The organism is Streptomyces sp. NPDC008092 (genome assembly GCF_042957285.1).
GTDB lineage: Bacteria > Actinomycetota > Actinomycetes > Streptomycetales > Streptomycetaceae > Streptomyces.
In genome coordinates this window covers 50354-74644 of the sequence record NZ_JBIBHY010000015.1, presented here as the reverse complement: position 1 = coordinate 74644, position 24291 = coordinate 50354, and the positions used below count along the sequence as shown (strand labels likewise).

Annotated in this window: 22 protein-coding genes; 13 read left to right on the top strand and 9 right to left on the bottom strand. The window is 72.9% G+C overall.

What is annotated here, in order from left to right; all coding sequences use genetic code 11:
• Window positions 1-180: 180 nt before the first annotated feature.
• Window positions 181-1305 carry an MBL fold metallo-hydrolase gene (locus ACFZB3_RS38515; protein WP_391384867.1) on the bottom strand — a complete coding sequence of 375 codons (1125 nt, stop codon included), beginning with the start codon at window positions 1303-1305 and terminating at the stop codon, window positions 181-183.
• Window positions 1306-1488: 183 nt separating this feature from the next.
• Between ACFZB3_RS38515 and ACFZB3_RS38510 the strand changes: the two genes are divergently transcribed.
• From ACFZB3_RS38510 to ACFZB3_RS38495, 4 genes are all read left to right on the top strand, one after another.
• The gene (locus ACFZB3_RS38510; protein WP_391384862.1) at window positions 1489-2031 is read left to right on the top strand and encodes a GNAT family N-acetyltransferase; all 543 of its coding nucleotides are present in this window, start codon (window positions 1489-1491) and stop codon (window positions 2029-2031) included.
• 334 nt (window positions 2032-2365) lie between these two features.
• Window positions 2366-4489, top strand: coding sequence for a prolyl oligopeptidase family serine peptidase (locus ACFZB3_RS38505; protein WP_391385544.1), 2124 nt, complete (start codon window positions 2366-2368; stop codon window positions 4487-4489).
• A 119-nt stretch (window positions 4490-4608) separates the two neighbouring features.
• Window positions 4609-6066, top strand: a complete 1458-nt coding sequence (locus ACFZB3_RS38500) for an aldehyde dehydrogenase family protein (RefSeq protein WP_391384859.1) — start codon at window positions 4609-4611, stop codon at window positions 6064-6066.
• A 9-nt stretch (window positions 6067-6075) separates the two neighbouring features.
• The gene (locus ACFZB3_RS38495; RefSeq protein WP_391384856.1) at window positions 6076-6309 is read left to right on the top strand and encodes a ferredoxin; all 234 of its coding nucleotides are present in this window, start codon (window positions 6076-6078) and stop codon (window positions 6307-6309) included.
• 47 nt (window positions 6310-6356) lie between these two features.
• On the opposite strand, the gene ACFZB3_RS38490 is transcribed toward ACFZB3_RS38495, so the two are convergent.
• Window positions 6357-6995: a 1,4-alpha-glucan branching protein gene (locus ACFZB3_RS38490; protein ID WP_391384853.1), complete on the bottom strand. Its 639-nt coding sequence runs from the start codon at window positions 6993-6995 to the stop codon at window positions 6357-6359.
• Between the two features lie 123 nt (window positions 6996-7118).
• Between ACFZB3_RS38490 and ACFZB3_RS38485 the strand changes: the two genes are divergently transcribed.
• The gene (locus tag ACFZB3_RS38485; RefSeq protein ID WP_391384850.1) at window positions 7119-7982 is read left to right on the top strand and encodes a tetratricopeptide repeat protein; all 864 of its coding nucleotides are present in this window, start codon (window positions 7119-7121) and stop codon (window positions 7980-7982) included.
• 354 nt (window positions 7983-8336) lie between these two features.
• Here the strand turns inward: ACFZB3_RS38485 and ACFZB3_RS38480 are convergent, their stop codons facing one another.
• Window positions 8337-8966 carry a TetR family transcriptional regulator gene (locus ACFZB3_RS38480; protein ID WP_391384847.1) on the bottom strand — a complete coding sequence of 210 codons (630 nt, stop codon included), beginning with the start codon at window positions 8964-8966 and terminating at the stop codon, window positions 8337-8339.
• A 220-nt stretch (window positions 8967-9186) separates the two neighbouring features.
• On the opposite strand from ACFZB3_RS38480, the gene ACFZB3_RS38475 reads away from it, so the two are divergent.
• The 3 genes from ACFZB3_RS38475 to ACFZB3_RS38465 are packed head-to-tail and all read left to right on the top strand — an operon-like array spanning window position 9187 to window position 12409.
• On the top strand, window positions 9187-10596 hold the full coding sequence (locus tag ACFZB3_RS38475; protein ID WP_391384844.1) for a glycosyltransferase: 1410 nt from the start codon (window positions 9187-9189) through the stop codon (window positions 10594-10596).
• A complete protein-coding gene (locus ACFZB3_RS38470; RefSeq protein WP_391384843.1) occupies window positions 10590-11342 on the top strand; it encodes a methyltransferase domain-containing protein in 753 nt (250 codons plus the stop codon). Before ACFZB3_RS38475 ends, ACFZB3_RS38470 begins: the two co-directional genes overlap by 7 nt.
• On the top strand, window positions 11339-12409 hold the full coding sequence (locus tag ACFZB3_RS38465; RefSeq protein ID WP_391384840.1) for a prenyltransferase/squalene oxidase repeat-containing protein: 1071 nt from the start codon (window positions 11339-11341) through the stop codon (window positions 12407-12409). The genes ACFZB3_RS38470 and ACFZB3_RS38465 overlap by 4 nt, the downstream gene beginning before the upstream one ends.
• Before the next feature lie 97 nt (window positions 12410-12506).
• Here the strand turns inward: ACFZB3_RS38465 and ACFZB3_RS38460 are convergent, their stop codons facing one another.
• Entirely contained in the window at window positions 12507-12794 is a 288-nt protein-coding gene (locus ACFZB3_RS38460) for a hypothetical protein (protein ID WP_391384837.1), read from the bottom strand.
• 136 nt (window positions 12795-12930) lie between these two features.
• Here ACFZB3_RS38460 and ACFZB3_RS38455 point away from each other — a divergent pair, with 136 nt between their 5' ends.
• The 4 genes from ACFZB3_RS38455 (at window position 12931) to ACFZB3_RS38440 (ending at window position 17273) form a co-directional block, all read left to right on the top strand.
• Complete coding sequence (locus tag ACFZB3_RS38455; RefSeq protein WP_391384834.1) at window positions 12931-13494, top strand: hypothetical protein; 564 nt, start codon at window positions 12931-12933, stop codon at window positions 13492-13494.
• 128 nt (window positions 13495-13622) lie between these two features.
• Complete coding sequence (locus ACFZB3_RS38450) at window positions 13623-14900, top strand: hypothetical protein (RefSeq protein WP_391384831.1); 1278 nt, start codon at window positions 13623-13625, stop codon at window positions 14898-14900.
• Entirely contained in the window at window positions 14897-16507 is a 1611-nt protein-coding gene (locus ACFZB3_RS38445; RefSeq protein WP_391384828.1) for a substrate-binding domain-containing protein, read from the top strand. Before ACFZB3_RS38450 ends, ACFZB3_RS38445 begins: the two co-directional genes overlap by 4 nt.
• Window positions 16494-17273, top strand: a complete 780-nt coding sequence (locus tag ACFZB3_RS38440; protein ID WP_391384825.1) for a hypothetical protein — start codon at window positions 16494-16496, stop codon at window positions 17271-17273. The genes ACFZB3_RS38445 and ACFZB3_RS38440 overlap by 14 nt, the downstream gene beginning before the upstream one ends.
• Before the next feature lie 18 nt (window positions 17274-17291).
• Here the strand turns inward: ACFZB3_RS38440 and ACFZB3_RS38435 are convergent, their stop codons facing one another.
• From ACFZB3_RS38435 to ACFZB3_RS38420, 4 genes are all read right to left on the bottom strand, one after another.
• Window positions 17292-18302: an LLM class F420-dependent oxidoreductase gene (locus ACFZB3_RS38435; RefSeq protein WP_391384822.1), complete on the bottom strand. Its 1011-nt coding sequence runs from the start codon at window positions 18300-18302 to the stop codon at window positions 17292-17294.
• Between the two features lie 95 nt (window positions 18303-18397).
• Window positions 18398-19198 (bottom strand): hypothetical protein, encoded by an 801-nt coding sequence (locus ACFZB3_RS38430; RefSeq protein ID WP_391384819.1) that lies wholly within the window; start codon window positions 19196-19198, stop codon window positions 18398-18400.
• 144 nt (window positions 19199-19342) lie between these two features.
• Window positions 19343-20275, bottom strand: coding sequence for an N-acetylmuramoyl-L-alanine amidase (locus tag ACFZB3_RS38425; RefSeq protein ID WP_391384815.1), 933 nt, complete (start codon window positions 20273-20275; stop codon window positions 19343-19345).
• A gap of 22 nt (window positions 20276-20297) precedes the next feature.
• Complete coding sequence (locus ACFZB3_RS38420; protein ID WP_391384812.1) at window positions 20298-20951, bottom strand: class I SAM-dependent methyltransferase; 654 nt, start codon at window positions 20949-20951, stop codon at window positions 20298-20300.
• Window positions 20952-21146: 195 nt separating this feature from the next.
• Between ACFZB3_RS38420 and ACFZB3_RS38415 the strand changes: the two genes are divergently transcribed.
• A complete protein-coding gene (locus tag ACFZB3_RS38415) occupies window positions 21147-22199 on the top strand; it encodes an aldo/keto reductase (RefSeq protein WP_391384809.1) in 1053 nt (350 codons plus the stop codon).
• 303 nt (window positions 22200-22502) lie between these two features.
• Here ACFZB3_RS38415 and ACFZB3_RS38410 read toward each other — a convergent pair whose 3' ends face one another.
• Window positions 22503-24251, bottom strand: a complete 1749-nt coding sequence (locus tag ACFZB3_RS38410) for an MFS transporter (RefSeq protein WP_391384806.1) — start codon at window positions 24249-24251, stop codon at window positions 22503-22505.
• Between the last annotated feature and the right edge of the window lie 40 nt (window positions 24252-24291).

Genomic DNA, 24291 nt, shown 5'->3' with positions numbered 1-24291 from the left:
CTGCGCACCGCCCCGGTCCTCGCCACCCGCTTCGACGAGGCGACGGTCCGTTCGTCCCCGGCATCGTCCGGAACGTCTTCTTCGGGGGACGGAAGGGGCCGTCGGAGGCGGGCCGTTGGAGGCGGTGCCGCTGTCGGTCGCGGAACGGGACGCGGCCGGGCCAGAGGGCAGGGGGCCGCTTCAGGGGCTCGTTTCGACCGCCACGTACGTGACCGGCTCGCTCCCCGCCACCGCCTCCGCCCGCCCCAGCTTCACCAGGCGCCGCAGATGGGCCTCGGCCTCCGAGACGGCGATGTTCCGGGAGCCGTAGGGGATCTGCTCCCAGGGCCGGTTCCACTCCATCTGCACCGCCAACTGCCAGGGCGTGAGCGGCTGCTGGAGGAGCGAGAGCAGGCCGGCGAGGCGTTCCTCGTGGTGGGCCAGCAGTTCCCGTACCCGTCCCGGTGCGTCGGTGAAGGCGTACTGGTGGGCCGGGAGGACCTCGGCGGGGGCGAGGCGGCCCACGCGTTCCAGGGAGTCGAGGTAGTCGCCGAGCGGGTCGGTGACGGTCGCGTCGTCGGGGTCCTCGTAGAGGCCGATGTGCGGGGTTATCTCGGGGAGCAGGTGGTCGCCGGAGAACAGCCTTCCGTGGCCCCGGAGTCGGGCGGGGTGCTCCTCCTCCAGGTGCAGGCAGACGTGGCCGGGGGTGTGCCCAGGCGTCCAGACGGCACGCAGCCGGCGGCCGGGCAGGCCGAGGAGTTCGCCGGGCAGGATCTCGCGGTCGGGGAGGGCGGGGGCCAGGCCGGGCGGGGTGCTCCGGCGGCGGGGCCCGTTGCGCAGCGGCGCCACGTGCTCGTCCGGCGCCCCGGCGGCCGTCAGCTTCGCCGCCATGTACGTGAACCAGCGCTCCGGCCGGGTCTCCCGGGCCCGCCGCACGATCGCCGCGTCGGCCGCGTGCATCGCGATCCAGGCGCCGGACGCCTCGCGCACCTTCCCCGACAGCCCGTGATGGTCGGGATGGTGATGGGTGATGACGACCCCGTGCACCTCGCCGACGCCCGTCCCGCACGCCGCCAGCCCCGCCGCCAGCACGTCCCACGACCCGGGATCGTCCCACCCGGTGTCGACCAGCACCGGCCCCCGGTCGGTGTCCACCACGTACACCAGCGTGTACCCGAGCGGGTTGTCCGGAATGGGGACGGCGACGGACCGCACACCCCCACCGAGATCCCGCACCGCCACGCCCGCTTCCGTACCCGGTCCCGCGCCCGCTCCCGACTCCGCGCCCGGCTCCGCTCCAGCCGACCCGCCCAGACCGTCCGCCATCAGCCTTCCTCCGCCCCCGCCGGTACCGCCGGCCCCACGGCCACTGCCCACTATAACCAGAGCTGATGATCCGTCAGATAGTGGGCCGGAAGGCAGCCGGCCGACGACGGGCGGTGCGGTCACCGGCCGGGGCCGCCGCATATTGGTTTGCCGTCGGCCGGACCGGCCCGATAGGAAGCCTGCATGCTGAGAGGCGACACGGTCGGGCTCAGGGCCCGGCACGAAGAGGACATCCCGGTCCTGCGGGCCGAGCTCTACAACGACGTGGTCAACTCCTCGCGGGCCGACAGCCGGCCGTGGCGGCCGCTCTCGCCGAGCGCGGAGGACTCGCGGCTCACGGTGGACCACACGGACGAGGCGAGCGTCAAGTTCTCCGTGGTGGAACTGGCGGGCGGCACACTGGTCGGCACCGCGACGCTGTGGGGCATCGACAACCACAACCGCGGCGCGCACATCGGGCTCGGGCTGCTGCCCTCCGCCCGCGGCAAGGGCTACGGCACCGACGTGGTCGCGGTGCTCTGCCACTACGGCTTCGCCGTGCGCGGACTGCACCGGCTGCAGATCGAGACGCTGGCGGACAACGCCGCGATGCTCCGGGCCGCCGAGCGCAACGGCTTCGTCCGCGAGGGCGTGCTGCGCTCCTCGGCCTGGGTGATGGGCGAGTTCCTGGACGAGGTGCAGCTCGGGCTGCTGGCCGAGGAGTGGCGGGCCGACCCGGAGGCCTGAGCCCGGGCCCGGCCGGGGCACGCATCCGGTGGTGAGGAACGGACGGTTCGCGTACGGCACTTCGGCCCGGTGGCCGCCGCCGTCCCGTCCGGCGGCCACCGCCGCGGGACCGGGCCGCACCCTCGCCGCCCGGACCGCCGCGGGACTGGGTCGCACCCTCGCCGCCCGGACCGCCGCGGGACCGGGTCGCACCCTCGCCGCCCGGACCGCCGCGGGACCGGGCCGCGCCCTCGCCGCCCGGACCGCCGCCGGACCGGGTCGCACCCTCGCCGCCCGGACCCGCACGCCCGATATTCCGGTGCCGCCGCACCGGCCCGGTGGCACAGTGCCGGGCATGGTGACTTCCCCGCTGCTGCGACAGCTCGCCCGCACCCGCCGCTTCACCCTCGGCGCACCCGCCCGTTTCACCGTGGCGCCGGACGGTGCCTGGGTGCTCTTCCTGCGGAGCCGGGCCGGGGACGACCCGGTCGGGTGCCTGTGGACGCTCGACCCGGCGACCGGCGCGGAGCGGATGCTGGCCGACCCCGCCGTACTGCTCGGCGACGCCGTCGACGAGGTGCCGGAGGAGGAACGCGTCCGGCGCGAGCGCGCCAGGCAGCGGGCCGCCGGGATCACCGACTACGCCACCGACGCGGCCGCCCGGGTGGCCGCGTTCGCGCTCTCCGGACAGCTGTGGATGGTGGACACGGGCTCCGGCGCCGTGCGCCGGCTGCCCGCCGAGCAGCCGGTGGTGGACCCGCGCCCGTCCCCGGACGGCCGGCACGTCGCCTACGTCTCGGGCGGTGCGCTCCGGGTGATCGGCGCCGACGGCGACGGCGACCGGGCGGTGGCCGCGCCCGGACCGGCGGAAGGCCCGGACGTCTTCTTCGGCCTGCCGGAGCATGCGGCGAGCGAGTCGATGAACCGCCACCGGGCCTACTGGTGGGCACCGGACGGGGAGCGGCTGCTGACCACCCGGGTGGACAACCGGGAGGTCGGGCTGTGGTACCTCGCCGATCCGGCCGACCCCGCCAAGCCGCCCCGGACGATGCGTTACCCGCGGGTCGGTACCGCCAACGCCGACGTCACGCTCTGGATCGCCGACCTGGCGGGCAACCGCACCGAGGTCCGCTGGGACCGGGCCGGCTTCGAGTACCTGCCGGTGGCCGGCTGGGACGGGCACGGCCCGTTCGCCGCCGTGCTCAGCCGGGACCAGCGCAGCGTGCGGGTACTGGCCGTCGACCCGGCGGACGGTGCGACCGGCCTGCTGGCCGAGCGGCACGACGAGCGCTGGGTGGAGCTGCTGGTGCCCGGAGTGCCCGCGCGGACGGCCGGCGGCCGGCTCGTCGACTACCTCGACCGGGACGGGACCCGGCACCTGGGCGTCGACGGCACGCCGGTCACGCCGGACGGGCTGCAGCTGCACGAGGTGCTCGCGGTGGACGGCGAGACGGTGTTCTTCACGGCGGCCGCGGAACCCACCGAGCGCCACGTGTGGAGCTACCGTCCGGACCGGGGCCTGCACCGGCTGACCGAGCGGCCGGGCGTGCACTCCGGCGCCTTCGGCGGCGGCACGTTCGTCCGCAGCACCCGCACGCCGGAGCTGCCGGGCTCGCACACCACCGTGCACCGGCTGACCGGGGACGGGCGGCCGGAGCCGGACGGCCCCGCCCCCGTCGAGATCGCCTCGCACGCCCAGCGGCCGCTGCTGCACCTGCGGGCCGAGTCGGCCGTCGTCGGGCCGCGCGCACTGCGCACCCGCCTCTTCCTGCCGTCCTGGCACCGGGCCGGTGACGCCCCGCTGCCGGTGCTGGTCGACCCCTACGGCGGCCCCGCCATGCAGAAGGTGCTGGCCGAACAGGCCTCGCACGACTTCGTCTCGCAGTGGTTCGCCGAACAGGGCTTCGCGGTGCTGGTGACGGACGGTGCGGGCACGCCCGGACGCGGGCCGCGCTGGGAGAAGGAGATCTACGGCGACCTGATCGGCCCGACCCTGGACGACCAGGTCGCCGCGCTGCACGCGACGGCCGAGCGCCACCCGGAGCTGGACCTCGGCCGGGTCGGCATCCGGGGCTGGTCGTTCGGCGGGATTCTGGCCGCCGCCGCGGTGCTGCGCCGGCCCGACGTCTTCCACGCCGCGGTGTCCGGCGCCCCGCTCACCGACCAGCGGCTCTACGACGCCTGCTGGAAGGAGCGCTTCCTCGGCCTGCCCGACCGGTACCCGGAGCACTACGAGCGGTCTTCGCTGCTCGCCGACGCCCCGAAGCTCAGCCGCCCGCTGCTGCTGGTGCACGGACTGGCGGACGACAACGTCTTCGTGGCGAGCACGCTGCAGCTGTCCGCCGCTCTGCTGGCCGCCGGGAAGCCGCACGAGGTGCTGCCGCTGAGCGGGATGACGCACGCCGCGCCGTCCGACGACACGTTCGCCCGGCTGGTGGAGCACCAACTGGAGTTCCTCCGACGGCACTTGACCGTCTGACCGCGCGCCGCGGGGATGTCGAAAGCGCTGGTGGGAGCCTATTCGGCCCTGCCCCTGGCTTAGTTCAACTAGAACTGGTATCAGTTCTGAAACATCGTCAGGAAGGGTGGCGGGGCGCCATGACCGAGTTCCTGGAACACGGACAGCTCTTCATCGGCGGGGAGTTGACCGATCCCCTGGGCAAGGACGTCATCGAGGTGGTCTCGCCGCACACCGAGGAGGTCTTCGGCCGGGTGCCGCATGCCTCGCGGGCGGACGTGGATCGGGCGGTCGCGGTGGCGCGGCAGGCCTTCGACGAGGGGCCCTGGCCGCGGATGACGCTCGACGAGCGGATCGAGGTCGTCACCCGGATCAAGGACGCCATCGCCGTGCGGCACGAGGAGATCGCCCGGGTGATCTCCTCCGAGAACGGTTCGCCGTACTCCTGGAGCGTCCTCGCGCAGGCGCTGGGCGCGATGATGGTGTGGGACGCGGCGATCAGGGTCGCGCGCGACTTCACGTACGAGGAGACGCGCGACGGCGTGCTGGGGAGGATCCTGGTGCGGCGGGAGCCGGTCGGGGTGGTGGCGGCCGTGGTGCCGTGGAACGTGCCCCAGTTCGTGGCCGCCGCCAAGCTCGCCCCCGCGCTGCTCACCGGCTGCACGGTGGTGCTCAAGCCGTCCCCGGAGTCGCCGCTGGACGCGTACATCCTGGGCGAGATCACCAAGGAGGCCGGGCTGCCGGAGGGCGTGCTGTCGATCCTCCCGGCGGACCGCGAGGTCAGTGAGTACCTGGTGTCCCACCCGGGCGTCGACAAGGTCTCCTTCACCGGCTCGGTCGCGGCGGGCAAGCGCGTGATGGAGGTCGCCGCGAAGAACCTCACCCGGGTGACCCTGGAACTCGGCGGCAAGTCGGCGGCCGTCGTGCTGCCGGACGCGGACGTGGCGGCCGCCGTCGCCGGCATCGTCCCGGCGGCCTGGATGAACAACGGCCAGGCGTGCGTCGCCCAGACCCGCATCCTCGTCCCGCGCTCGCGCTACGACGAGTTCGCCGACGCCTTCGCGGCCGCGGCGAGCGCCCTGAAGGTCGGCGACCCGCTGGACCCGGCGACCCAGGTGGGCCCGCTGGTCGCGCGCCGCCAGCAGCAGCGCAACCTCGACTACATCCGCATCGGCCAGGAGGAGGGCGCGAAGATCCTGACGGGCGGCGGCCGTCCCCCCGGTCTGGACAGGGGCTGGTACGTCGAGCCCACCCTCTTCGGCGACGTCGACAACTCCATGCGGATCGCCCGCGAGGAGATCTTCGGCCCGGTGATCTGCCTCCTCCCCTACGGCGACGAGTCGGAGGCCCTGAAGATCGCGAACGACTCGGACTACGGGCTGAGCGGCAGCGTGTGGACGGCGGACGTGGCGCACGGCATCGAGGTCGCGCGGCAGGTCCGTACCGGGACCTACTCCGTCAACACCTTCAGCCTCGACATGCTGGGCCCCTTCGGCGGCTACAAGAACTCCGGTCTGGGGCGGGAGTTCGGCCCGGAGGGATACAGCGAGTTCCTCGAACACAAGATGATCCACCTCCCGGCCGGCTGGGAGGGGTGAGGAGCCGCCATGGGCGACCGCTGGCTCGTCGAGGTCGACCGGTCGATCTGCATCGGCTCGGCCCAGTGCGTCCACCGCGCCACCGGGGCCTTCCGCCTCGACTCCGCCATGCAGTCCCACCCCGTCGCCCCGGAGACGGACGCCAGCGGAAGGGTCCTCGACGCGGCGGAGAACTGCCCGGTGGAGGCGATCACCATCACCCTGCTGGACAGCGGGGATCCGGTGTTCCCGCCGGAGGACTGACGCCTTCGGAGGACTGGCGCCTTCGGAGGACCAAGGCCTTCGGTGGACTACCGCCTTTCCAGGGCGGCGAACAGGCCGCGGGTGCGGGTGCCGTCCGGCTGCTGCCAGGCGCCGCTGACCTGGCCGGCCGCGCCGTCGGGTGCCGTCGAACCGGCGGTCAGCACGCGCCGCAGCCGCAGCACCAGGCCGGAGCCGTCCGGTACGGCGAACTCGGTGCTCTCGTCGGTGTCGACGAGGGCGCCGAGGCCGGGGACGGGGCCCGCGCCGGTCCAGGAACGCTCGACCTCGCGGTCGGGGGTGTCGGTGATGCTCTGTGCCTGGGCCTCGGCGCGGCCCTCGATCAGGGCGAGCAACCCGGCGGTCAGGACCGGGTCGTGGCAGCCGTCGTAGACCCAGCGGGTGCCGAGGACCCCGTGCTCCATGGTGCCGACGAGCGCGGGTTCGGCTCCGGGCAGCGGGGCGCCGCGGTAGGTGAGCGGTACGAGGTAGGCCGCCGGGCCGTCCGTGCTCCCGGTGACCACCATGAACTCGATCCCGACCTCGCCCGCCGGGTCGTCGAGCCGGAATCCGCCGGCCTTCACCAACTCCGGCGCGGCGGGGCCGTGGTACCAGGGGCGGGTGGGGAGCCAGCCGGCGAGGAGTTCGACCTTGGTGGGCCTGAGGGTGGTGTGGTGGATGAGTGCCATGGGGGTGATTCTGCGTTCGGACGGGGCGCCCCGCCAGGCGGTTTCCGCCCCGGCTGCCACGAAATCCTGCCGCCGTCCTGGGGTACGCTCCTGCGGTCCGGCGGACCGAACAGGGTGGGAAACGTGCGCAAGTCCGAGGCCGAGGGCCTGATCAGCGAGGCCTACCGGGCGTGGGAGGCCGAGGAGTGGCTGACCGCGGCCGGGCTCTTCGAGCAGGTCCTCGCGCGGTTCCCGGACGAGGAGCGGAGCGCGGTGTGGTGGTACGACGCCGCGCTCGCCCACAAGTTCCTGCGCAACTGGGCGAAGGCCTACGCGCTGGGCCGCGAGGCCGCCGCCCGGGCGCCGCGCGGGGAGGGCGACCCGGCGTTCTGGAACCTCGGCATCGCGGCCACCATCCAGGGCGACTGGGCCACCGCCCGGGACGCCTGGGCGGGCTTCGGCATCGACCTCCCGGCCGGGGAGGGCGAGATCGAGGGGCGGTTCGGGGCGGCCTGCGTACGGCTCGACACCGGCGGGGAGCGCGAGGTCGTCTGGATCGACCGGCTCTGTCCCACCCGGGGCAGGGTGATGAACGTGCCGGTCACCGCCGGGCGGCGGTTCGGCGAGGTCGTCGTGCACGACGGTGAGCCCAAGGGACACCGGGTGGTGGACGGCCGGGAGTTCCCCGTCTTCGACGAACTGCTCCTCTTCCGCGCCTCCGGGCTGCCGACCCTGGAGGTGACGGTCAGCGCCGGCGAGGTCGCCGACCTGGACGCGCTGATCGCCCTCTTCACCGAGCACGACTTCGGTGCGGAGGCCGCCAGCAGCCTGGAGGTGCTCTGCTCCTGCTGCAGCGAGGGCACCCACGAGCAGCGGCGCCAGGCCCACGCGGGCGCCCAGCGGGTCTCCCTGGCGGCCCCGGAGCCGGAGGCCCGGCGGCTGCTGGAGCGGTGGGCCGGGGAGAGCGCCGCCGGGCGCAGCTGGAGCGGGCTGGAGCCGGTGGGGTAGCCGGCGGCAGGACGGCGGTGGTCGGCGGCGGCGGGCTGCCGAGCGGTCACGTCCGATTACGTCCGGTCACATTCGGAAAAGTCCAAAAAATCCCCCATTGGGGGGTTCTCATTTGCTCTGCACGTTCTATTCTGGAAGCAGCCTACGAGGCGAGTGAGGGAGTCCGAGCGGAGTAGCCGACTCAGGCGTGACGCAGATGCAGAAGCATCCGCCGGTGCCGACGTCGACGGTCGGGCTGAGAGGCCGGAAGGCAGCAGTAGGGCCGGACGGCGACCCCCAACACCTGATCCGGACCATGCCGGCGAAGGGAACCCGTCTCGTAGGTCTTCGCATGCCCTGCGGCGCCTGCGGCTCCTACGGCCTCCCCTCCGGCTCCGTCAGGTCGATCAGGCGGCACACCGTCTCGATGTCGATCTTCACCTGGGCGATGGAGGCGCGGCCCGAGAGCCAGGTGATCAGCGCCGAGTGCCAGGTGTGCTCGATCACCCGGACGGCGGACAGCTGGGCCGGGGTGGGGTCGGTCAGGCCCATCGCGTCCAGGATGATCGCCGTCGTCTGCCGGGAGACCTGGTCCACCTCGGGTGAGACGCTGCGGTCGGCGAAGGTGAGGGCGCGGACCATCGCGTCGGCCAGGTGCGGCTCGCGCTGCAGGGCGCGGAAGGCCCGCATCAGGGTCTCGGCGACCCGCTCGGACGCCGTCTCGCCCGCAGGCGGCTTCTTGCGCAGCGTGCCGTGCATGTGCTCCAGCTGGTCCTGCATGGTCGCGACCAGCAGGTGCACCTTGGACGGAAAGTAGCGGTAGAGAGTGCCCAGGGCCACCTGGGAGGACTCGGCGACCTCCCGCATCTGCACCGCGTCGAAACCGCCCCGGCTGGCCAGCTGGGCGCTCGCGTGCAGGATCCGGCGGCGCCGGGCCTCCTGCCGCTCGGTGAGCGGCGGGGTGGCCGATCTGGCGCCGATGTCCACCTTGGCTTCCGCAGGCATGGGTCCCGTCCGTGACAGTCGGTGAGGGCAGTGCTCAGGGCGAGTGATCAGACAGCATGGCAGGGGTTCCCGCCGTGGCGCGAATCACCCGATCCACTGCTCACTCGGCCCCTACCTGCCGGTAGATTCAGAGCCTCTTGAACGATCAAGTCTGAAACTTGTTCTAGATTAGCGTCCCGGCGTAATCTCACGGGAAAGTGCAGGGAGAAGGGGGCCCAGAGTGACCGCTGAGGCCAGGCGGACGGGTGCCGACGAGGAACCCGCCGCCGACGGCGAGCGACCGCTCGACATCGCGCTCCTCACCTATAAAGGGAACCCGTTCTGCGGCGGCCAGGGTGTCTACGTACGGCACCTGTCGCGCGAGCTGGCCCGGCTCGGGCACCGGGTCGAGGTGATCGGCTCGCAGCCGTACCCCGTCCTGGACGAGGGATACCCGGGCCTCACCCTCACCGAGCTGCCCAGCCTCGACCTGTACCGCTCCCCGGACCCGTTCCGGACGCCCGGTCGGGACGAGTACCGGGACTGGGTCGACGCCCTTGAGGTGGCCACCATGTGGACCGGCGGCTTCCCCGAACCGCTGACCTTCTCGCTGCGCGCCCGCCGCCATCTGCGCGCCCGCGCCGGTGAGTTCGACGTCGTCCACGACAACCAGACCCTGGGCTACGGCCTGCTGGGCGACATCGGTGCCCCCCTGGTCACCACCATCCACCACCCCATCACCGTCGACCGGCAGCTGGAGCTGGACGCCGCCGAGGGCTGGAAACGGCGCTACTCCGTACGGCGCTGGTACGCCTTCACCCGGATGCAGAAGCGGGTCGCCCGCCGGCTGCCCTCCGTGCTCACCGTCTCCGGCACCTCCCGCCAGGAGATCGTCGACCACCTCGGCGTCCGCGAGGACCGCGTCCACGTCGTCCACATCGGCGCCGACACCGATCTCTTCGCGCCGAATCCCGCCATTCCCCAGGTGCCCGGCAGGATCGTCACCACCTCCAGCGCGGACGTGCCCCTCAAGGGGCTCGTGTACCTCGTGGAGGCCCTCGCCAAGGTACGGACCGAGCACCCCGCCGCCCACCTCGTCGTCGTCGGCAAGCGGCCCACCGAAGGGCCCGTCGCGCAGGCGATGGAACGTTACGGCCTCCACGGCGCCGTCGAGTTCGTGAAGGGCATCTCCGACGCCGAACTCGTCGACCTGGTCCGCTCGGCCGAGGTTGCCTGCGTGCCGTCGCTCTACGAGGGCTTCTCGCTGCCCGCCGCCGAGGCCATGGCGACCGGCACCCCGCTGGTCGCCACCACCGGCGGCGCGATCCCCGAGGTCGCCGGGCGCGACGGGGAGACCTGCCTGGCCGTACCGCCGGGCGACGCGGGCGCGCTGGCGGCCGGGCTGAGCCGGCTGCTCGGCGATCCGGAGCTGCGGCTGCGGCTCGGTCGGGCGGGCCGTGAGCGGGTGCTGCGGCACTACACCTGGGCGCGCGCCGCGCAGGGCACGGTGGCCCGCTACCGCGAGGCGATTGACCGCGCCGCGGGCGGCACGGATGCCGCCGTGTCCGGCCCCGCCACGCCCCGCAGTCCCGGCCGCTCCGCGGCCTCAGCTGGTGTTCGTCACGAGAGTGAAAGCAGGGCCACGTGCTGACCGTCGACTTCTCCCGGTTCCCGCTCGCGCCGGGCGACCGCGTCCTGGACCTCGGCTGCGGGGCCGGCCGGCACGCCTTCGAGTGCTACCGGCGCGGCGCGCAGGTCGTGGCCCTCGACCAGAACGCCGGGGAAATCCGCGAGGTCGCCAAGTGGTTCGCGGCGATGGCGGAGGCCGGCGAGGCCCCGGCGGGCGCGACGGCCACCGCGATGGAGGGCGACGCCCTGGCCCTGCCCTTCCCCGACGAGTCCTTCGACGTCGTCATCATCTCCGAGGTGATGGAGCACATCCCCGACGACAAGGGCGTGCTCGCCGAGATGGTGCGGGTGCTGAAGCCCGGCGGCCGCATCGCCGTCACCGTGCCGCGCTACGGCCCCGAGAAGGTCTGCTGGGCGCTCTCCGACGCCTACCACGAGGTCGAGGGCGGCCACATCCGCATCTACAAGGCCGACGAACTGGTCGGGAAGATCAGGGAAGCCGGCCTGCGGCCCTACGGCAGCCACCACGCGCACGCGCTGCACTCGCCGTACTGGTGGCTGAAGTGCGCGTTCGGCGTCGACAACGACAAGGCGCTGCCGGTGCGGGCGTACCACAAGCTGCTGGTCTGGGACATCATGAAGAAGCCGCTGGCCACGCGCGTCGCCGAGCAGGCGCTGAACCCGGTCATGGGCAAGAGCTTCGTCGTCTACGCCACCAAGCCGCACCTGCCCGCGGTCTCCGACGAGGCCGGGGTGGCCGCCAAGTGACCACCCCCCGGACAGAACACCTCGTCCTGCCCGGGGTCCTCACCGCCGAGCAGGCCGCCGCGACCGTCCGCGGCATCCTCGCCGTGCAGCGGGAGGACGGCGCGATCCCGTGGTTCCGGGGCCACCACCTCGACCCCTGGGACCACACCGAGGCAGCGATGGCGCTGGACGCGGCCGGGGAGCACGCGGCCGCCGAGCGGGCCTACCGCTGGCTGGCCCGGCACCAGAACGAGGACGGCTCCTGGTACGCGGCCTACGCCGACGGCGCGCACGACGACGTCACCGACCGTGCCCGCGAGTCCAACTTCGTCGCGTACATAGCCGTCGGCGTCTGGCACCACTACCTGTCCACCGGCGACGACACGTTCCTCGACCGGATGTGGCCCGCCGTCTACGCGGCCGTCGAGTGGGTGCTGCGCCTGCAGCAGCCGGGCGGCGAGATCGGCTGGCGCCGCGAGGACGACGGCACGCCCACCGACGAGGCGCTGCTGACCGGGAGTTCGTCCATCCACCACGCGCTGCGCTGCGCGCTCGCCATCGCCGAGCAGCGCGAGGAGCCGCAGCCCGACTGGGAGTTGGCCGTGGGCGCGCTGCGGCACGCGATACGCCGGCACCCGGAGCGGTTCCTGGACAAGGACCGGTACTCGATGGACTGGTACTACCCGGTCCTCGGCGGGGCGCTGACCGGTGCGGAGGCGGGCGCGCGGATCGAGAAGGACTGGGAGCGGTTCGTCGTGCCCGGGTTCGGGGTGCGGTGCGTCGTGCCCAACCCGTGGGTGACGGGCGGGGAGTCGGCCGAGCTGGCGCTGGCACTGTGGGCGGTGGGGGAGTCCGACCGGGCGCTGGAGGTCCTCCAGTCCATCCAGCATCTACGGGACGCCGAGTCGGGGCTGTACTGGACCGGGTACGTCTTCGAGGACGACGCGGTGTGGCCGCGGGAGCTGACGACGTGGACGGCGGGGTCGCTGCTGCTGGCGGTGGCCGCGCTGGGCGGGCACGACGCGACCTGTGCCGTTTTCGGGGGCGGGGAGCTTCCTGCCGGGCTTGAGGTGGACTGCTGCGCCTAGCGGGGTGGGGGGTTCTGTGGTACGGCGGGTGCGGGTCCGTCGTGGTTGCTCGCGCAGTTCCTCCCCCAGCGCCCCTGAAAGGGCGCTTTCACCGACGTCAGTGGCGGTGCATCCGGTTGGCGATCGCGTGGCCGACGAACAGGTAGACCACCGCGGCCAGGCCGTAACCGGCCACCACTCGCGCCCATGCCTTGTGGAAGGTGAACAGGTCGTGTGACCAGCCGGCGAGCCAGTCGGCCGCGTTGTGGACGAACTGGACCAGGCTGTTCGCCCGGTTCGCGTCCAACAGGTACATCAGGATCCAGAGGCCCAGGATGAGGGCCATGACGTCGGCGACGATCGCGACGACCCTACCGGCCTGATTGGCACCGCGTTCAGAGGACATACCCTGCGGCTTGCCGCTGAACGGTCCTTGAAACCTGAACGGCGTTCCCCCGAGTGGCGAGGTGCCGCCATCTGGGTGAGGCTGCCGGAGGAAGCAACCCGCTCGGGGAGGAAACCGAGACACACGGGAGGACCCCGTGCCCGTACCGATACGGCGCCTCGTCGTCACGCTCACCCTCTGCTGCGCGCTGGTCGCCGGCGTCACCGCCTGCGCCGGCAGCACCCGGAGCAAGTCCGTCGACACCGGCATAGTGGCGGCCCCGGTGGCCGACACGCCCAGTCCGAGTACGCCCGCGGAGAGGCAGAAGCTCGCCAAGACGCGGTTCGTCGCCAACGCGGGTCTCGCCGCCGGCGCGACCTACCAGTGGATCGTGAAACCGTGGAAGGCGGGCAAGTTCAAGAAGGGCGCCCACGGCCGCACCTTCACCCTGATCAAGGCCGCTGCCGCGGGTGGGTTCGCCTACAACCGGCTCAAGGCCGCCAAGCGGAACGCCGAGGGCGACCCGCTGCTCTCCAAGGCCGTCGCACCGCTCGCCGCGGCGATCGACGGACTCAAGGATCTGCCCTCCAAGCTCCGCAAGGGCGACCCGAACGCGGCGAGTTCGTTCGAGGACGTCATCAACAGCGTGAAGGACGCGGGTAAGAGTGCCGGAGCCCCGGTCACCAACCAGGTGCCGAAGGCGTCCCAACTCACCCAGTGACGAACGCAGTTGGGAGAAGACGGCGCCGGTGTGCCGTTCGCCCCGTGTTCGGCCGGAGTTGACGCTTCCGGCGGGGACTGTTCGAGGCGGTGCCCGATGATCCTGCCCCCGGAGAGGCAGGAGCTCAGGTGTCCGACTCCAGACCCGTCACCGCCGGCGAGCCCCGGCTCGGCATAGGCCGAAGACCCCGGCGCCACTTCCCCCGCCACGTCCTGCTCGCCCTTCCCCTGGCCCTCGCCGGCCCGCTCTCCCTGCTGCTGCCCGCCGACGTGCCCCGGCCCTACCGGAGCGTGGTCACCATCGAGGCCAAGATGGCCTCCAAGTCGGACTTCTTCAAGGACCGCGAGGTCCAGCGGCTGCTGCTCAGGCACGGCATCCGGGTGGACATCCACCGCCTCGGCTCCCGGGGCATCGCCACCCAGTCCCTCAAGGGCATGGACGTCGTCTTCCCGTCCGGCCAGCCCGCCGCGAAGATGATCCTCGACCGGCAGCAGGGCATGAGCGCGAAGTCCGCCCGCCCCTTCGTCACCCCGCTGGTCCTCGCGACCTTCCGGGACTACGCCGAGACCCTCGTCAGGGCCGGGGTGGCCACACCGCAGCCGGGCTCGGACGCGGACCGCACCCTCTACTACGACCTCGACATGCGGCGCTTCATGGGCCTGCTCGACGGCAAGGACGACCCGAGGAGCCGCAAGGACGGCTCCGGCCGCAAGGCCGACACCTGGAACGGCATCGGCTACCACGAGGTCAGCGGCCGCAGCAACAGCGGCCGGGTGCTGGTGCGCACCTCCAGCGTCTGCGAGTCCAACTCGGCCGGCACCTATCTGAGCATCCTGGCCTTCGTCGCCGGCGGGAACACCACCCCCGGCACCGCGGACACCGGCGACCCCGAACGCGCCGTACGCGGACTCGCCGAGAAGATCAGGCCCCTGATCGACCTCCAGGGCATGTGGGCCGACGAACAGGCCGACAGCTACTTCTCCGACCTGGGCGAGAGCATCGCACCCGTCTCGGTGATCTACGAACACCAGTACCTCGCCCACCAGATCGAGTACCACGACAGGCACCACCGCCAGGACACCGACCGTGTCCTGCTCTATCCCACCCCCTACGCCCTCACCGAACCCCAGCTGATCTCCCTGAGCCCCGAGGGCGACCGGCTCACCGAGCTGATGCAGAACGACCCCGGACTGCGCGACCGCGCCGTGGAACTCGGCTTCCGGGTACGGGTCAGCGGCGAGGACGGCACCAGCGAGCGGCTCAACGCCTATCTGCGCGACCACGGCATCCAGGTGCCCCGGCAGAACGACGACGAGACCAAGGTGTACGAGCCCGCCCTGGACGTCCTGGAGGAGATCATCACCTACGTGGGGGACTGCCCGCCCCCGGTCCGGGACGACGAATGAGCCGGTACCGGCGGGCGGTTCGCACCGCCTGTCTGGCCCTGGCCCTCCTCCTGCCCGCCGCCCTCACCACGGCGTGCGGCGGAAACGGCGAGGACGGCGAGGACCGGGTCACCCTGCGGGTCCTCGCCAGCCCCGAACTCGCCGACATGGCACCGCTGCTGGACGAACTGGCGGCCGACACCGGGGTCCGCCTCGACATGACGTACGAGGCCACCGCCGATCTCGCCGACCTCGTAGGGCAGCCGGCCGACGGGACGTCGTCGTACGACCTCGCCTGGCCGGTCTCGGACCGGTCGTTCCTGCTGCGGTTGCAGGCGTCCGGGAAGAGCGCGGCGCGTCCCGAGTCGACGCCGATCATGCGCTCCCCGGTCGTGGTCGGGCTCACCCCCTCGGTCGCCGGGCGACTCCGCAAGGGGGTGCCCGGTGGCCGGCTGACCTGGGCGGACATCGCGGACGCGGCCGCCCGCGGGATCGTCCGGTTCGGGATGGCCGACCCGCGGCGCAGCGACACCGGGCGGGCCGCCCTGGTCGGCGTGGCCACGGCCGCCGCGGATACCGGCAGCGCGCTGCGCGCACAGGACGTCTCCTGCGACCGGCTGCGCGGCTTCCGGTCCGGCCAGACCCTGACCGGCGCCAGTTCGCGCGACCTGCTGGCCGGCTACCCGGCCCACCGGGACCGGGCCGACGCCCTGATCGCCCACGAGTCCGAACTGCTCGCCCTGAACGCCACGAAGAAGCTGCCCGAGCCGCTGGAGATCGTCCACCCCGACGACGGGATGGTGCTCTCCGACTTCCCGCTGCTGCTCCTCGACCCGGCGCAACGGGAGGCGTACCGCAAGGCGGTGGACTGGCTGCTCGGCGCCGGCGCGCAGCGGAAGCTGATGGAGACGACCTACCGGCGGCCGGTCAGCCCGGACGTCACCCCGGCACCCGCCCTGCGCACCTCCGTCGGCAACGCGCTGTCCTTCCCCGACCGCCTCGCCGTCGTCGAGCAACTGGTCGACGACTACGGCGATCCCGCCGACCCGACCGCCGACCAGGTGGTGTTCGTGCTGGACTTCTCCACCTCGATGCGCGGCCGGCGGATCGCCGAACTGCGCGCCGCCTTCGCCGGGCTGAGCGGTGCGGACACGTCCGCCGGCGGCAAGTTCATCCGGTTCTACCGCGGGGAGCGGCTCACCGTCGTCCGCTTCGGCGGGCATGTCCTTCAGGAGCGCACGGTGACCGTTCGCGGCGACGCTGACCTGCGCGCCCTCGACCGGGTGGTCGCCGACGGCGGCTTCGACGACGCCACCGCCGTGTGGTCGGCGCTCGACCGCGGCTACCGGATCGCCGCCGACGCCGTGCGCGCCAGGCCCGAACGGCCGGTGGCGATCGTCCTGATGACCGACGGGGAGAGCAACTCGGGCCTGCCCTACGAGGAGTTCCGGCGGCGGTACGACGCGCTCGGCGACGCGGCCAAGGCGGTGCCGACGTTCGCCGTCCCGTTCGGAGAGGCCGACGCCGGCGCCCTGGAGCGGGCCGCCGCGGCCACCGGGGGCCATATGGTCGACGCCGGGCTCTCCTCCCTCTCCGAGGCGTTCAAGGAGATCCGTGGCTGCCGTTGACAGCGAGTGGTGGGGTGCGTGGGGGTGGCCGTGGGCCCTCCTGTGGACACTGACGGCCCTGGGCTGGGCGGTCCTCGCCGGGTACGGCGTGACGGTCCTCGTCCGTCGGCAACGCGGCCGCGGGGGCGGGCGGACCGTCCACGGCCTGTGCTTCTACCTGCACGAGCAGCGGGTGATGGACCTCTTCCAGAGCGGCGGCTTCGCGGTGGCCCTGGAGCAGGAGGTCGCCGACCGCACCAACGTCACCACCGGGTTCGGCCTCAAGGGCCGGCTCGGCCTCGGGGACGGGAGCGCGACCCAGGACATCACCCGGGAACGCGTCACGACGTACGTCAGGCAGAACACCCCGATCACGGTGATCAGGCTGCTCATGGACACCATGCGCAAGGAGGACGTGGTCGTGGACGCCGACCTGCTCGCCGACCGGCTCGTGCCCAACCGGGCGCTCGGCGAGCGGCTGCGGGAGCGGCGGGCCGAGCGGGTCGCGCTGAGCGACGTGATGCCGGAGTTCGTCTGGGTCACCGGCCGCTTCACCGCCCGCAGGCTGGGCGACCGCACCCTCGTGCTGCGGGCCGGCTACGGGGTCGCCCCGGACGAGCCCGCCCACGTCAGGATGGTCTGCTCGGTCGCCGGGGTCCGCGAGGAGTTCCGGGACGAGGAGTACCCGGACGGCGTCGAGTTCCAGGCCCGCTGCCTGGGCAAGGTGCGCAGCTGGAACCGCCAGGCCCGGGAGCTGACCCTGGACCCGCTCGCCGTCTTCCGCTGAACCGCCGACGCCGTACGGCTAGGAGTTGAGTTCGGCCAGCACCCGCAGGGTGTGCGGGTCCGGTGCCAGGGCCAGCAGGTCGGTCACCGGGCCCTTGCGCCACAACTCCAACCGCTCGGCGATGCGTTGGCGCGGGCCGACCAGCGAGATCTCGTCGGCGAACGCGTCCGGCACCGCCAGCACGGCCTCTTCGCGCCGCCCGGACAGGAACAGCTCCTGGATCCGCCGGGCCTCCTCCTCGTACCCCATGCGGGCCATGAGGTCGGCGTGGAAGTTGCGGGCGGCGTGGCCCATGCCGCCGATGTAGAAGCCGAGCATGGCCTTCACGGGAAGGAGCCCGGCCGTCACGTCGTCGCATACCTTGACCTGGGCCATGGGGGCGACCAGGAAGCCCTCCGGGAGGTCGGCGACCGCCGGGCCGTACACCTCGGGCCGGCTCGGCGCCCAGTACAGCGGCAGCCAGCCGTCGGCGATCCGGACCGTCTGGGCGACGTTCCTCGGCCCCTCGGCACCGAGCAGCACCGGCAGGCCGGGACGGAGCGGGTGAGTGATCGGCTTCAGCGGCTTGCCGAGGCCGGTCGCGTCCGGCCCCCGGTAGGGGAGGGGGTGGAAGCGACCGTCCAGTGCCACCGGTCCCTCCCGGCGCAGCACCTGCCGTACGACGTCCACGTACTCCCGCGTCGCGGTCAGCGGCGACTTCGGGAACGGGCGGCCGTACCAGCCCTCGACGACCTGCGGCCCGGACAGCCCGAGACCGAGCAGCATCCGGCCCCCGGAGAGGTGGTCAAGGGTCAGCGCGTGCATCGCGGTGGTGGTGGGCGACCGGGCCGCCATCTGGGCAACGGCCGTACCCAGCCTGATCGTCGAGGTCTGCGCGGCGATCCAGGTGAGCGGGGTGAAGGCGTCCGAGCCCCAGGACTCCGCCGTCCACACCGAGTCGTACCCGAGCCGCTCCGCCTCCCGCGCCAGCGGCACGTGGTCGGGGGAGGGGCCGCGCCCCCAGTAGCCGAGTGCCAACCCGAGCCGCATGGCCGCCTCCTGACGTGACGTCAGACAATTGCCGGGCGACTGTACGACAACGGCCCCTCACCCGGAAGGGCAAGGGGCCGTACGTGCGGGGCCGTTCAGCCGCGCTGGATCCCGGAGGTGTCCTGCAGCACGCCGCGGCGGCCGTCCTGGGTCTGCGCCACCAGTGCCGCACCCCGCTGCTCGACCGCCAAGTACCAGGTGCCGGGCGCCAGTTCGGCGATCGGCGCGGTCGAGCCGTCCTCGGCGAACAGCGGCCGCGACACCGGTACGGCGAACCAGAACGGCGAGAAGTCGGGGGCCGGCGGCTGCTGCGCGGCGGCCGGGGGCTGCTGGTGGCCGAAGGGCTGACCGGTCCCCGGCTGCGCGCCGTAGGGCTGGCCGGGCTGCGGGGCGGCGGCACCGGGGTAGCCGTAACCGCCGGGGGGCTGGGCGCCGTAGGGCTGCGGGGCCTGCGGCTTGGGGGCCGGGACCAGGGCCGCCTGCAGGGCCGGGACCAGCGGGGTGGCGATCGCGGCCGCGGCCAGGACCAGCGTCGCGATCAGGCCGAGGATCAGGCCGGAACCCGCACCGACGTCGGCGCCGCCCAACTGGTCGGAGAACGCGCCCAGCGGGTCGATGGTCGACCAGAACGAGGTCCACAGGGAGAACACCGTGAGACCGACGCCGATCTGGCCCAGGTCGAGCCCGACGAACTTGAACGGCTGCGGCAGCGCGCGGGCGAGGACGATCAGGACCGCGCCGGCGATGCCGCCGACGTACATGCTCATCACCAGGCCGAGGTTGTCCCAGGCGTTCGGGCCGGACTTGTCGAACGTGTCGAGGAACGACGCGATGAACAGCAATACCGCTGCTCCGATCACCGCGCCGTCGCCTCTAGTGAGGGAGCGGATATTCACTTCAGGTCCTTCGTGGGTCGTCTCGTCGGCAGAGGAGGCGTCGCGGGGGTGTGCCCCTCATCGTAGGAATCGATCGTAGGAATCCTAGGAAGGACACTATCGTCCGAACGATCAGGGTGTCCGCCCGGAGGGGCCCGCCGATGCCTACCCGCGCAGGAAACTCACGATTCCCTCAAACATCCCCTGCGCCGCCTTCTGCCGCCAGGCCCCGCTGGTCAGCAGCGCCGCGTCCTTGCTGTCGCGCATGTTGCCGCACTCGATGAACACCTTGGGAACCGTTGACAGATTGAGACCGCCGAGGTCCTTGCGGACGTCGAGACCGGTGCCGTTTCCCACGTAGTTGGACGGCGCGCTGCCCGTGACCTTCGCGAAGTCGCTCTCGATGTGCTCGCCGAGGGCGCGGGAGGAGTCGAGGATCGGGCGGGTGTCGGCGGCACCGGAGTGCACGGAGGCCGGGAGGATGACATGGAAGCCGCGGTCGCCCTCGGGCGCTCCGTCGGCGTGGATGGAGATGGCCGCGTCGGCGTGCGCGGCGTTGCCGATCTCCGCCCGCTCGGTCACGCACGGCCCCCAGGCCGGCCGGTCCCCGTCGTGCGTCATCTTCACCGTGGCGCCCTGCTTCTCCAGCAGCGCCCGCAGCCGGTGCGCGACGTCGAGGGTGAAGCGGGCCTCGGTGTACCCGGCGTTGGTGGAGGTGCCCGTGGTGTCGCACTCCTTCCAGTTCGTCCCGATGTCCACCTGCTGGTTGATCTCGGACGTGTGCTGGAAGTTCCCCGGGTTGTGCCCCGGGTCGATGACGACGACCTTGCCCTGCAGCGGCCGGGCCGCGCTCGGGCTCGGGCTCGCCCCCGGCACCTTGGCGTCGTCGCCCGGTGCCGCGGCCGCCGACTTGGGCGTCACCGCGGCCGCCTGCCCGGCACCGCTCCCGCCGGTGCTCCCGCCGGGCTTGCCGACACCCTCGTACACCACCCATCCGAGCAGCGCACCGGGCACCAGCGCGGCAAGACCGACGGCGAGCGGCGCCCGCCGGAACCGGCGCTGCTGCGGGGGATCGAATTCCGGGCCTGTGTACGACACGTCTGCGACTCTAACCGCGTCCTCAGATCCCTGCCCCCGTTCGCCGCAGGACGCGCAGCGAGTCGTGGGCCGAGACCTCCGTGAAGGCGCCCGACTCCAGGGCGCGGAGGTAGACGCGGTAAGGGGCCTGGCCGGTGAACTCGTCCTTCGGGTCCGGGAAGACGTCGTGGATCAGAAGGAGGCCGCCTTGGGCCACATGGGGGGCCCAGCCCTCGTAGTCGGCGGTGGCGTGCTCGTCGGTGTGGCCGCCGTCGACGAAGACGAAGCCGAGCGGGGAGTTCCAGAACGCGGCGACCTGCGGGGACCGGCCGACGACGGCGACGACGTGGTCCTCCAGGCCGGCCCGGTGCAGGGTGCGCCGGAAGGCCGGCAGCGTGTCCATCAGCCCGATCTCCGGGTCGACCGTCTCCGGGTCGTGGTAGTCCCAGCCCGGCTGCTGCTCCTCGCTGCCCCGGTGGTGATCGACGGTGAGCGCGGTGACCCCGGCCGCGCGGGCCGCGTCGGCGAGCAGGATCGTCGAGCGCCCGCAGTACGTCCCGACCTCAAGCAACGGCAGGCCGAGCCGCCCCGCCTCGACGGCGGCCGCGTACAGCGCGAGTCCCTCGCCGACGGGCATGAACCCCTTCGCCGCCTCGAACGCGGCCAGGATCTCGGGCTTGGGGGCTGCCGTGGTCATGGACTTCCTCTCGCTCGTCACCCGTACCTCGTTCGTACGGCTGTCCGGGCGTCCATGCTGCCGCACCCGCTCCGCCGGCCGGCCGACCGGGGTGCGCGGCGGCGGCGCGGGCACTCCCCGGGGGCTGGCTCTCAAGTGCACTCCAACACCTACACTGACGCCGCCAACCGACCCCACCTGTGACGGAGCACCGGCATGCGCTATCGCGTCCTCGGCAAGACCGGCATCGAGGTCAGCACCCACTGCCTGGGCACGATGATGTTCGGAGGCATCGGCAACCCCGACCACGAGGACGGAGCCCGCATCGTCAACGCGGCGCTCGACGCCGGCATCAACTTCGTGGACACCGCCGACATGTACTCGGCCGGTGAGTGCGAGGAGATCGTCGGCAAGGCGCTCAAGGGCCGGCGCGACGACGTGGTGCTCGCCACGAAGGTGCACTTTCCGCTGGGGGAGGGCCGCAACCGCAGCGGCAACTCGCGCCGCTGGATCCTCAAGGCCGTCGAGGACAGCCTGCGGCGGCTGGACACCGACTGGATCGACCTCTACCAGGTGCACCGCCCCGACCACACCACCGACATCGAGGAGACGCTGTCCGTCCTCGGCGACCTGGTGACGGCGGGGAAGATCCGGGCGTTCGGCTGCTCCACGTTCCCCGCCGAGGACCTCGTCGAGGCGCACCACGTGGCGGAGCGGCGCGGGCTGATGCGGATGCGTACGGAGCAGCCGCCGTACTCGCTTCTCGCCCGCGGCATCGAACGGGCCGTGCTGCCCACCGCGCAGCGCCTCGGCATGGGCGTGCTGACCTGGTCGCCGCTCGCCTCCGGATTCCTCTCCGGCGCCCACCGCGAGGGCCGTCCGGTCGACCTCACCACGGGCCGGGCCAAACTCTCCCCGCAGCGCTTCGACCCCGCCGCCCCCGGCAACGCCGCGAAGTACGCGGCCGTCGAGCGGTTCGTCGCCCTCGCCGAGGAGGCGGGCTGCACCCTGCCGGAGCTGGCCGTCGCCTTCCCGCTGGTGCACCCGGCCGTGACCTCGGTGATCATCGGCCCGCGCACCATGGACCAGCTCACCGCGCTGCTCAAGGGCGCCGAACTGGTCCTCGACGACGCGGTGCTCGACCGCGTCGACGAGATCGTGGCCCCCGGCACCGACCTCTACCGGGCCGACGGCGTCTGGCAGCCACCGTCCCTCACCGACGCGTCCGCCCGCAGGCGCCCGACGGGGGAGCGCGCGGCGGCGGACTGACGAGCGCCCCTCCAGGGGCGCGGGGAACTGCGCGACCGGCCACGACGGCGCCGCAGTCGGCAGTCGGCAGATCGCGGCACGCCCCGGCGGAGCGCGCGGGCCCCGCAGCAAGAGGGGGGAGCGCGGCGGCGGACCGACGCCGGTTCGGGAGCGCCCCGTCAGGGGCGCGGGGAACTGCGCGACCAGCCACGACGGCGCCGCAGTCGGCAGACTGGCCCAGCGCGGCACGCCCCGGCGGAGCGCCGGGTGCCGAAGCAAGCGAGGGGCGGCCGCAACGTACTCACGGCCGCCCCCCACGGAGTGCTACGCGCTGACCGTCTCCCCGGGCAGCGCCAGGTCCAGGTCGACCGCGCGGTCGTCCCCGGCGTGGGTCGCCGACGAGGCGAGCGGGCCGTGGCCGGCCGCCTTCGCGGCCAGCACGTACGCCCCTTCGGCCGGCACCGCGAGCGCGTACGTGCCGTCCTCGGCGGACAGCGTGGCCCCCGCCTGTCGCCCCCGCCGGTCGATCAGGGTCACCTTGGCACGGGCCACCGGCACGCCGGTGGCGTCCACGACGCGGCCGCGGAAGCCGCGCAGCACCTCCTCGGCGCCCGCGAGCACGGCGTCCTCCTCGCTGCTCGCCCGCAGCTGCGTGTGCAGGGCGACCTCGGCCGGCCGGCCCCGCTTCGGCAGCAGCAGGGCGAGCACCAGGCCCACCGCGACCGCGCCCGTGGCGATCAGGAACGAGACCCGGAAGCCGTGCATGGTCGGGACGGCGACACCGCCCACGTGGTTCGCCGTGTTGGCCAGCACCATGCCGATGACGGCGCTCGACACGGACGTACCGATGGACCGCATCAGCGTGTTGAGGCCGTTCGCCGCGCCGGTCTCCGAGGCCGGGACCGCGCCGACGATCAGGGCCGGGAGCGAGGAGTAGGCGAGACCGATGCCGGCGCCGAGGACGACCGCGATGACCAGGCTCTGCCAGGCCGCGCTCATCAGGCCGAGGCCGCCGCCGTAGCCGATGCCGATGATCACCATGCCGAGGATCAGGGTGGTCTTGGGGCCGTACTTGGCGGACAGACGGGCGTAGACGGGGGCCGTGAACATCATCGTCAGGCCCAGCGGGGCGACCAGCAGACCGGCGTTGACCATCGACTGGCCGAGGCCGTAGCCGGTGGCCTTCGGGAGCTGGAGCAGCTGCGGCAGGACCAGCGAGACGACGTAGAAGCTGACGCCGACCATGATCGAGGCGAGGTTGGTGAAGAGGACCGCCGGGCGGGCGGTGGTGCGCAGGTCGACCAGCGGGGCCGAGTGGCGCAGTTCGAAGACGCCCCACAGGAGGAGGACGGCCACCGAGGCGGCGAACAGGCCCAGCGTGGTGCCGGACGACCAGCCCCAGTCGCTGCCCTTGGTGATGGGCAGCAGGAGCAGCACCAGACCGGCCGACAGGCCGATCGCGCCGGCCACGTCGAAGGAGCCCTCCGCGCGCATCGGGGATTCCGGTACGACGAGGAAGGTCAGGGCTATGGAGAGCACGCCGAGGCCGGCGGCGCCGTAGAACAGGGCGTGCCAGTCCATGTGCTGCGCGACCAGGGCCGCGGCGGGCAGCGCGAGGCCGCCGCCGACGCCGATCGAGGAGCTCATCAGCGCCATCGCCGAGCCGAGCTTCTCGCGCGGCAGCATGTCGCGCATCAGGCCGATGCCCAGCGGGATCGCGCCCATGGCGAAGCCCTGGAGGGTCCGGCCCGCGATCATCGTGAGCAGGTCGCTGGTGAGGGCGCTGACCAGCGCGCCGACCACCATCACGGCGAGACTCAGGACCAGCATCCGCCGCTTGCCGTAGAGGTCGCCGAGGCGGCCCATGATCGGGGTGGCCACGGCGCCCGACAGCAGCGTCGAGGTCAGGACCCAGGTGGCGTTGCTGGGTTCGGTGCCCAGCAGCTGCGGAAGGTCCTTGATGACCGGAACGAGCAGGGTCTGCATCACCGCGACCACGATGCCCGCGAAGGCGAGGACCGGGACCACGGCCCCGCTCGCGCCCCGGGTGGGCTGGTCGGTCGTGTGCGTCATGGGGTGGGGCCTCCGGGCCGAGAGAGTGACGGGAAGTACG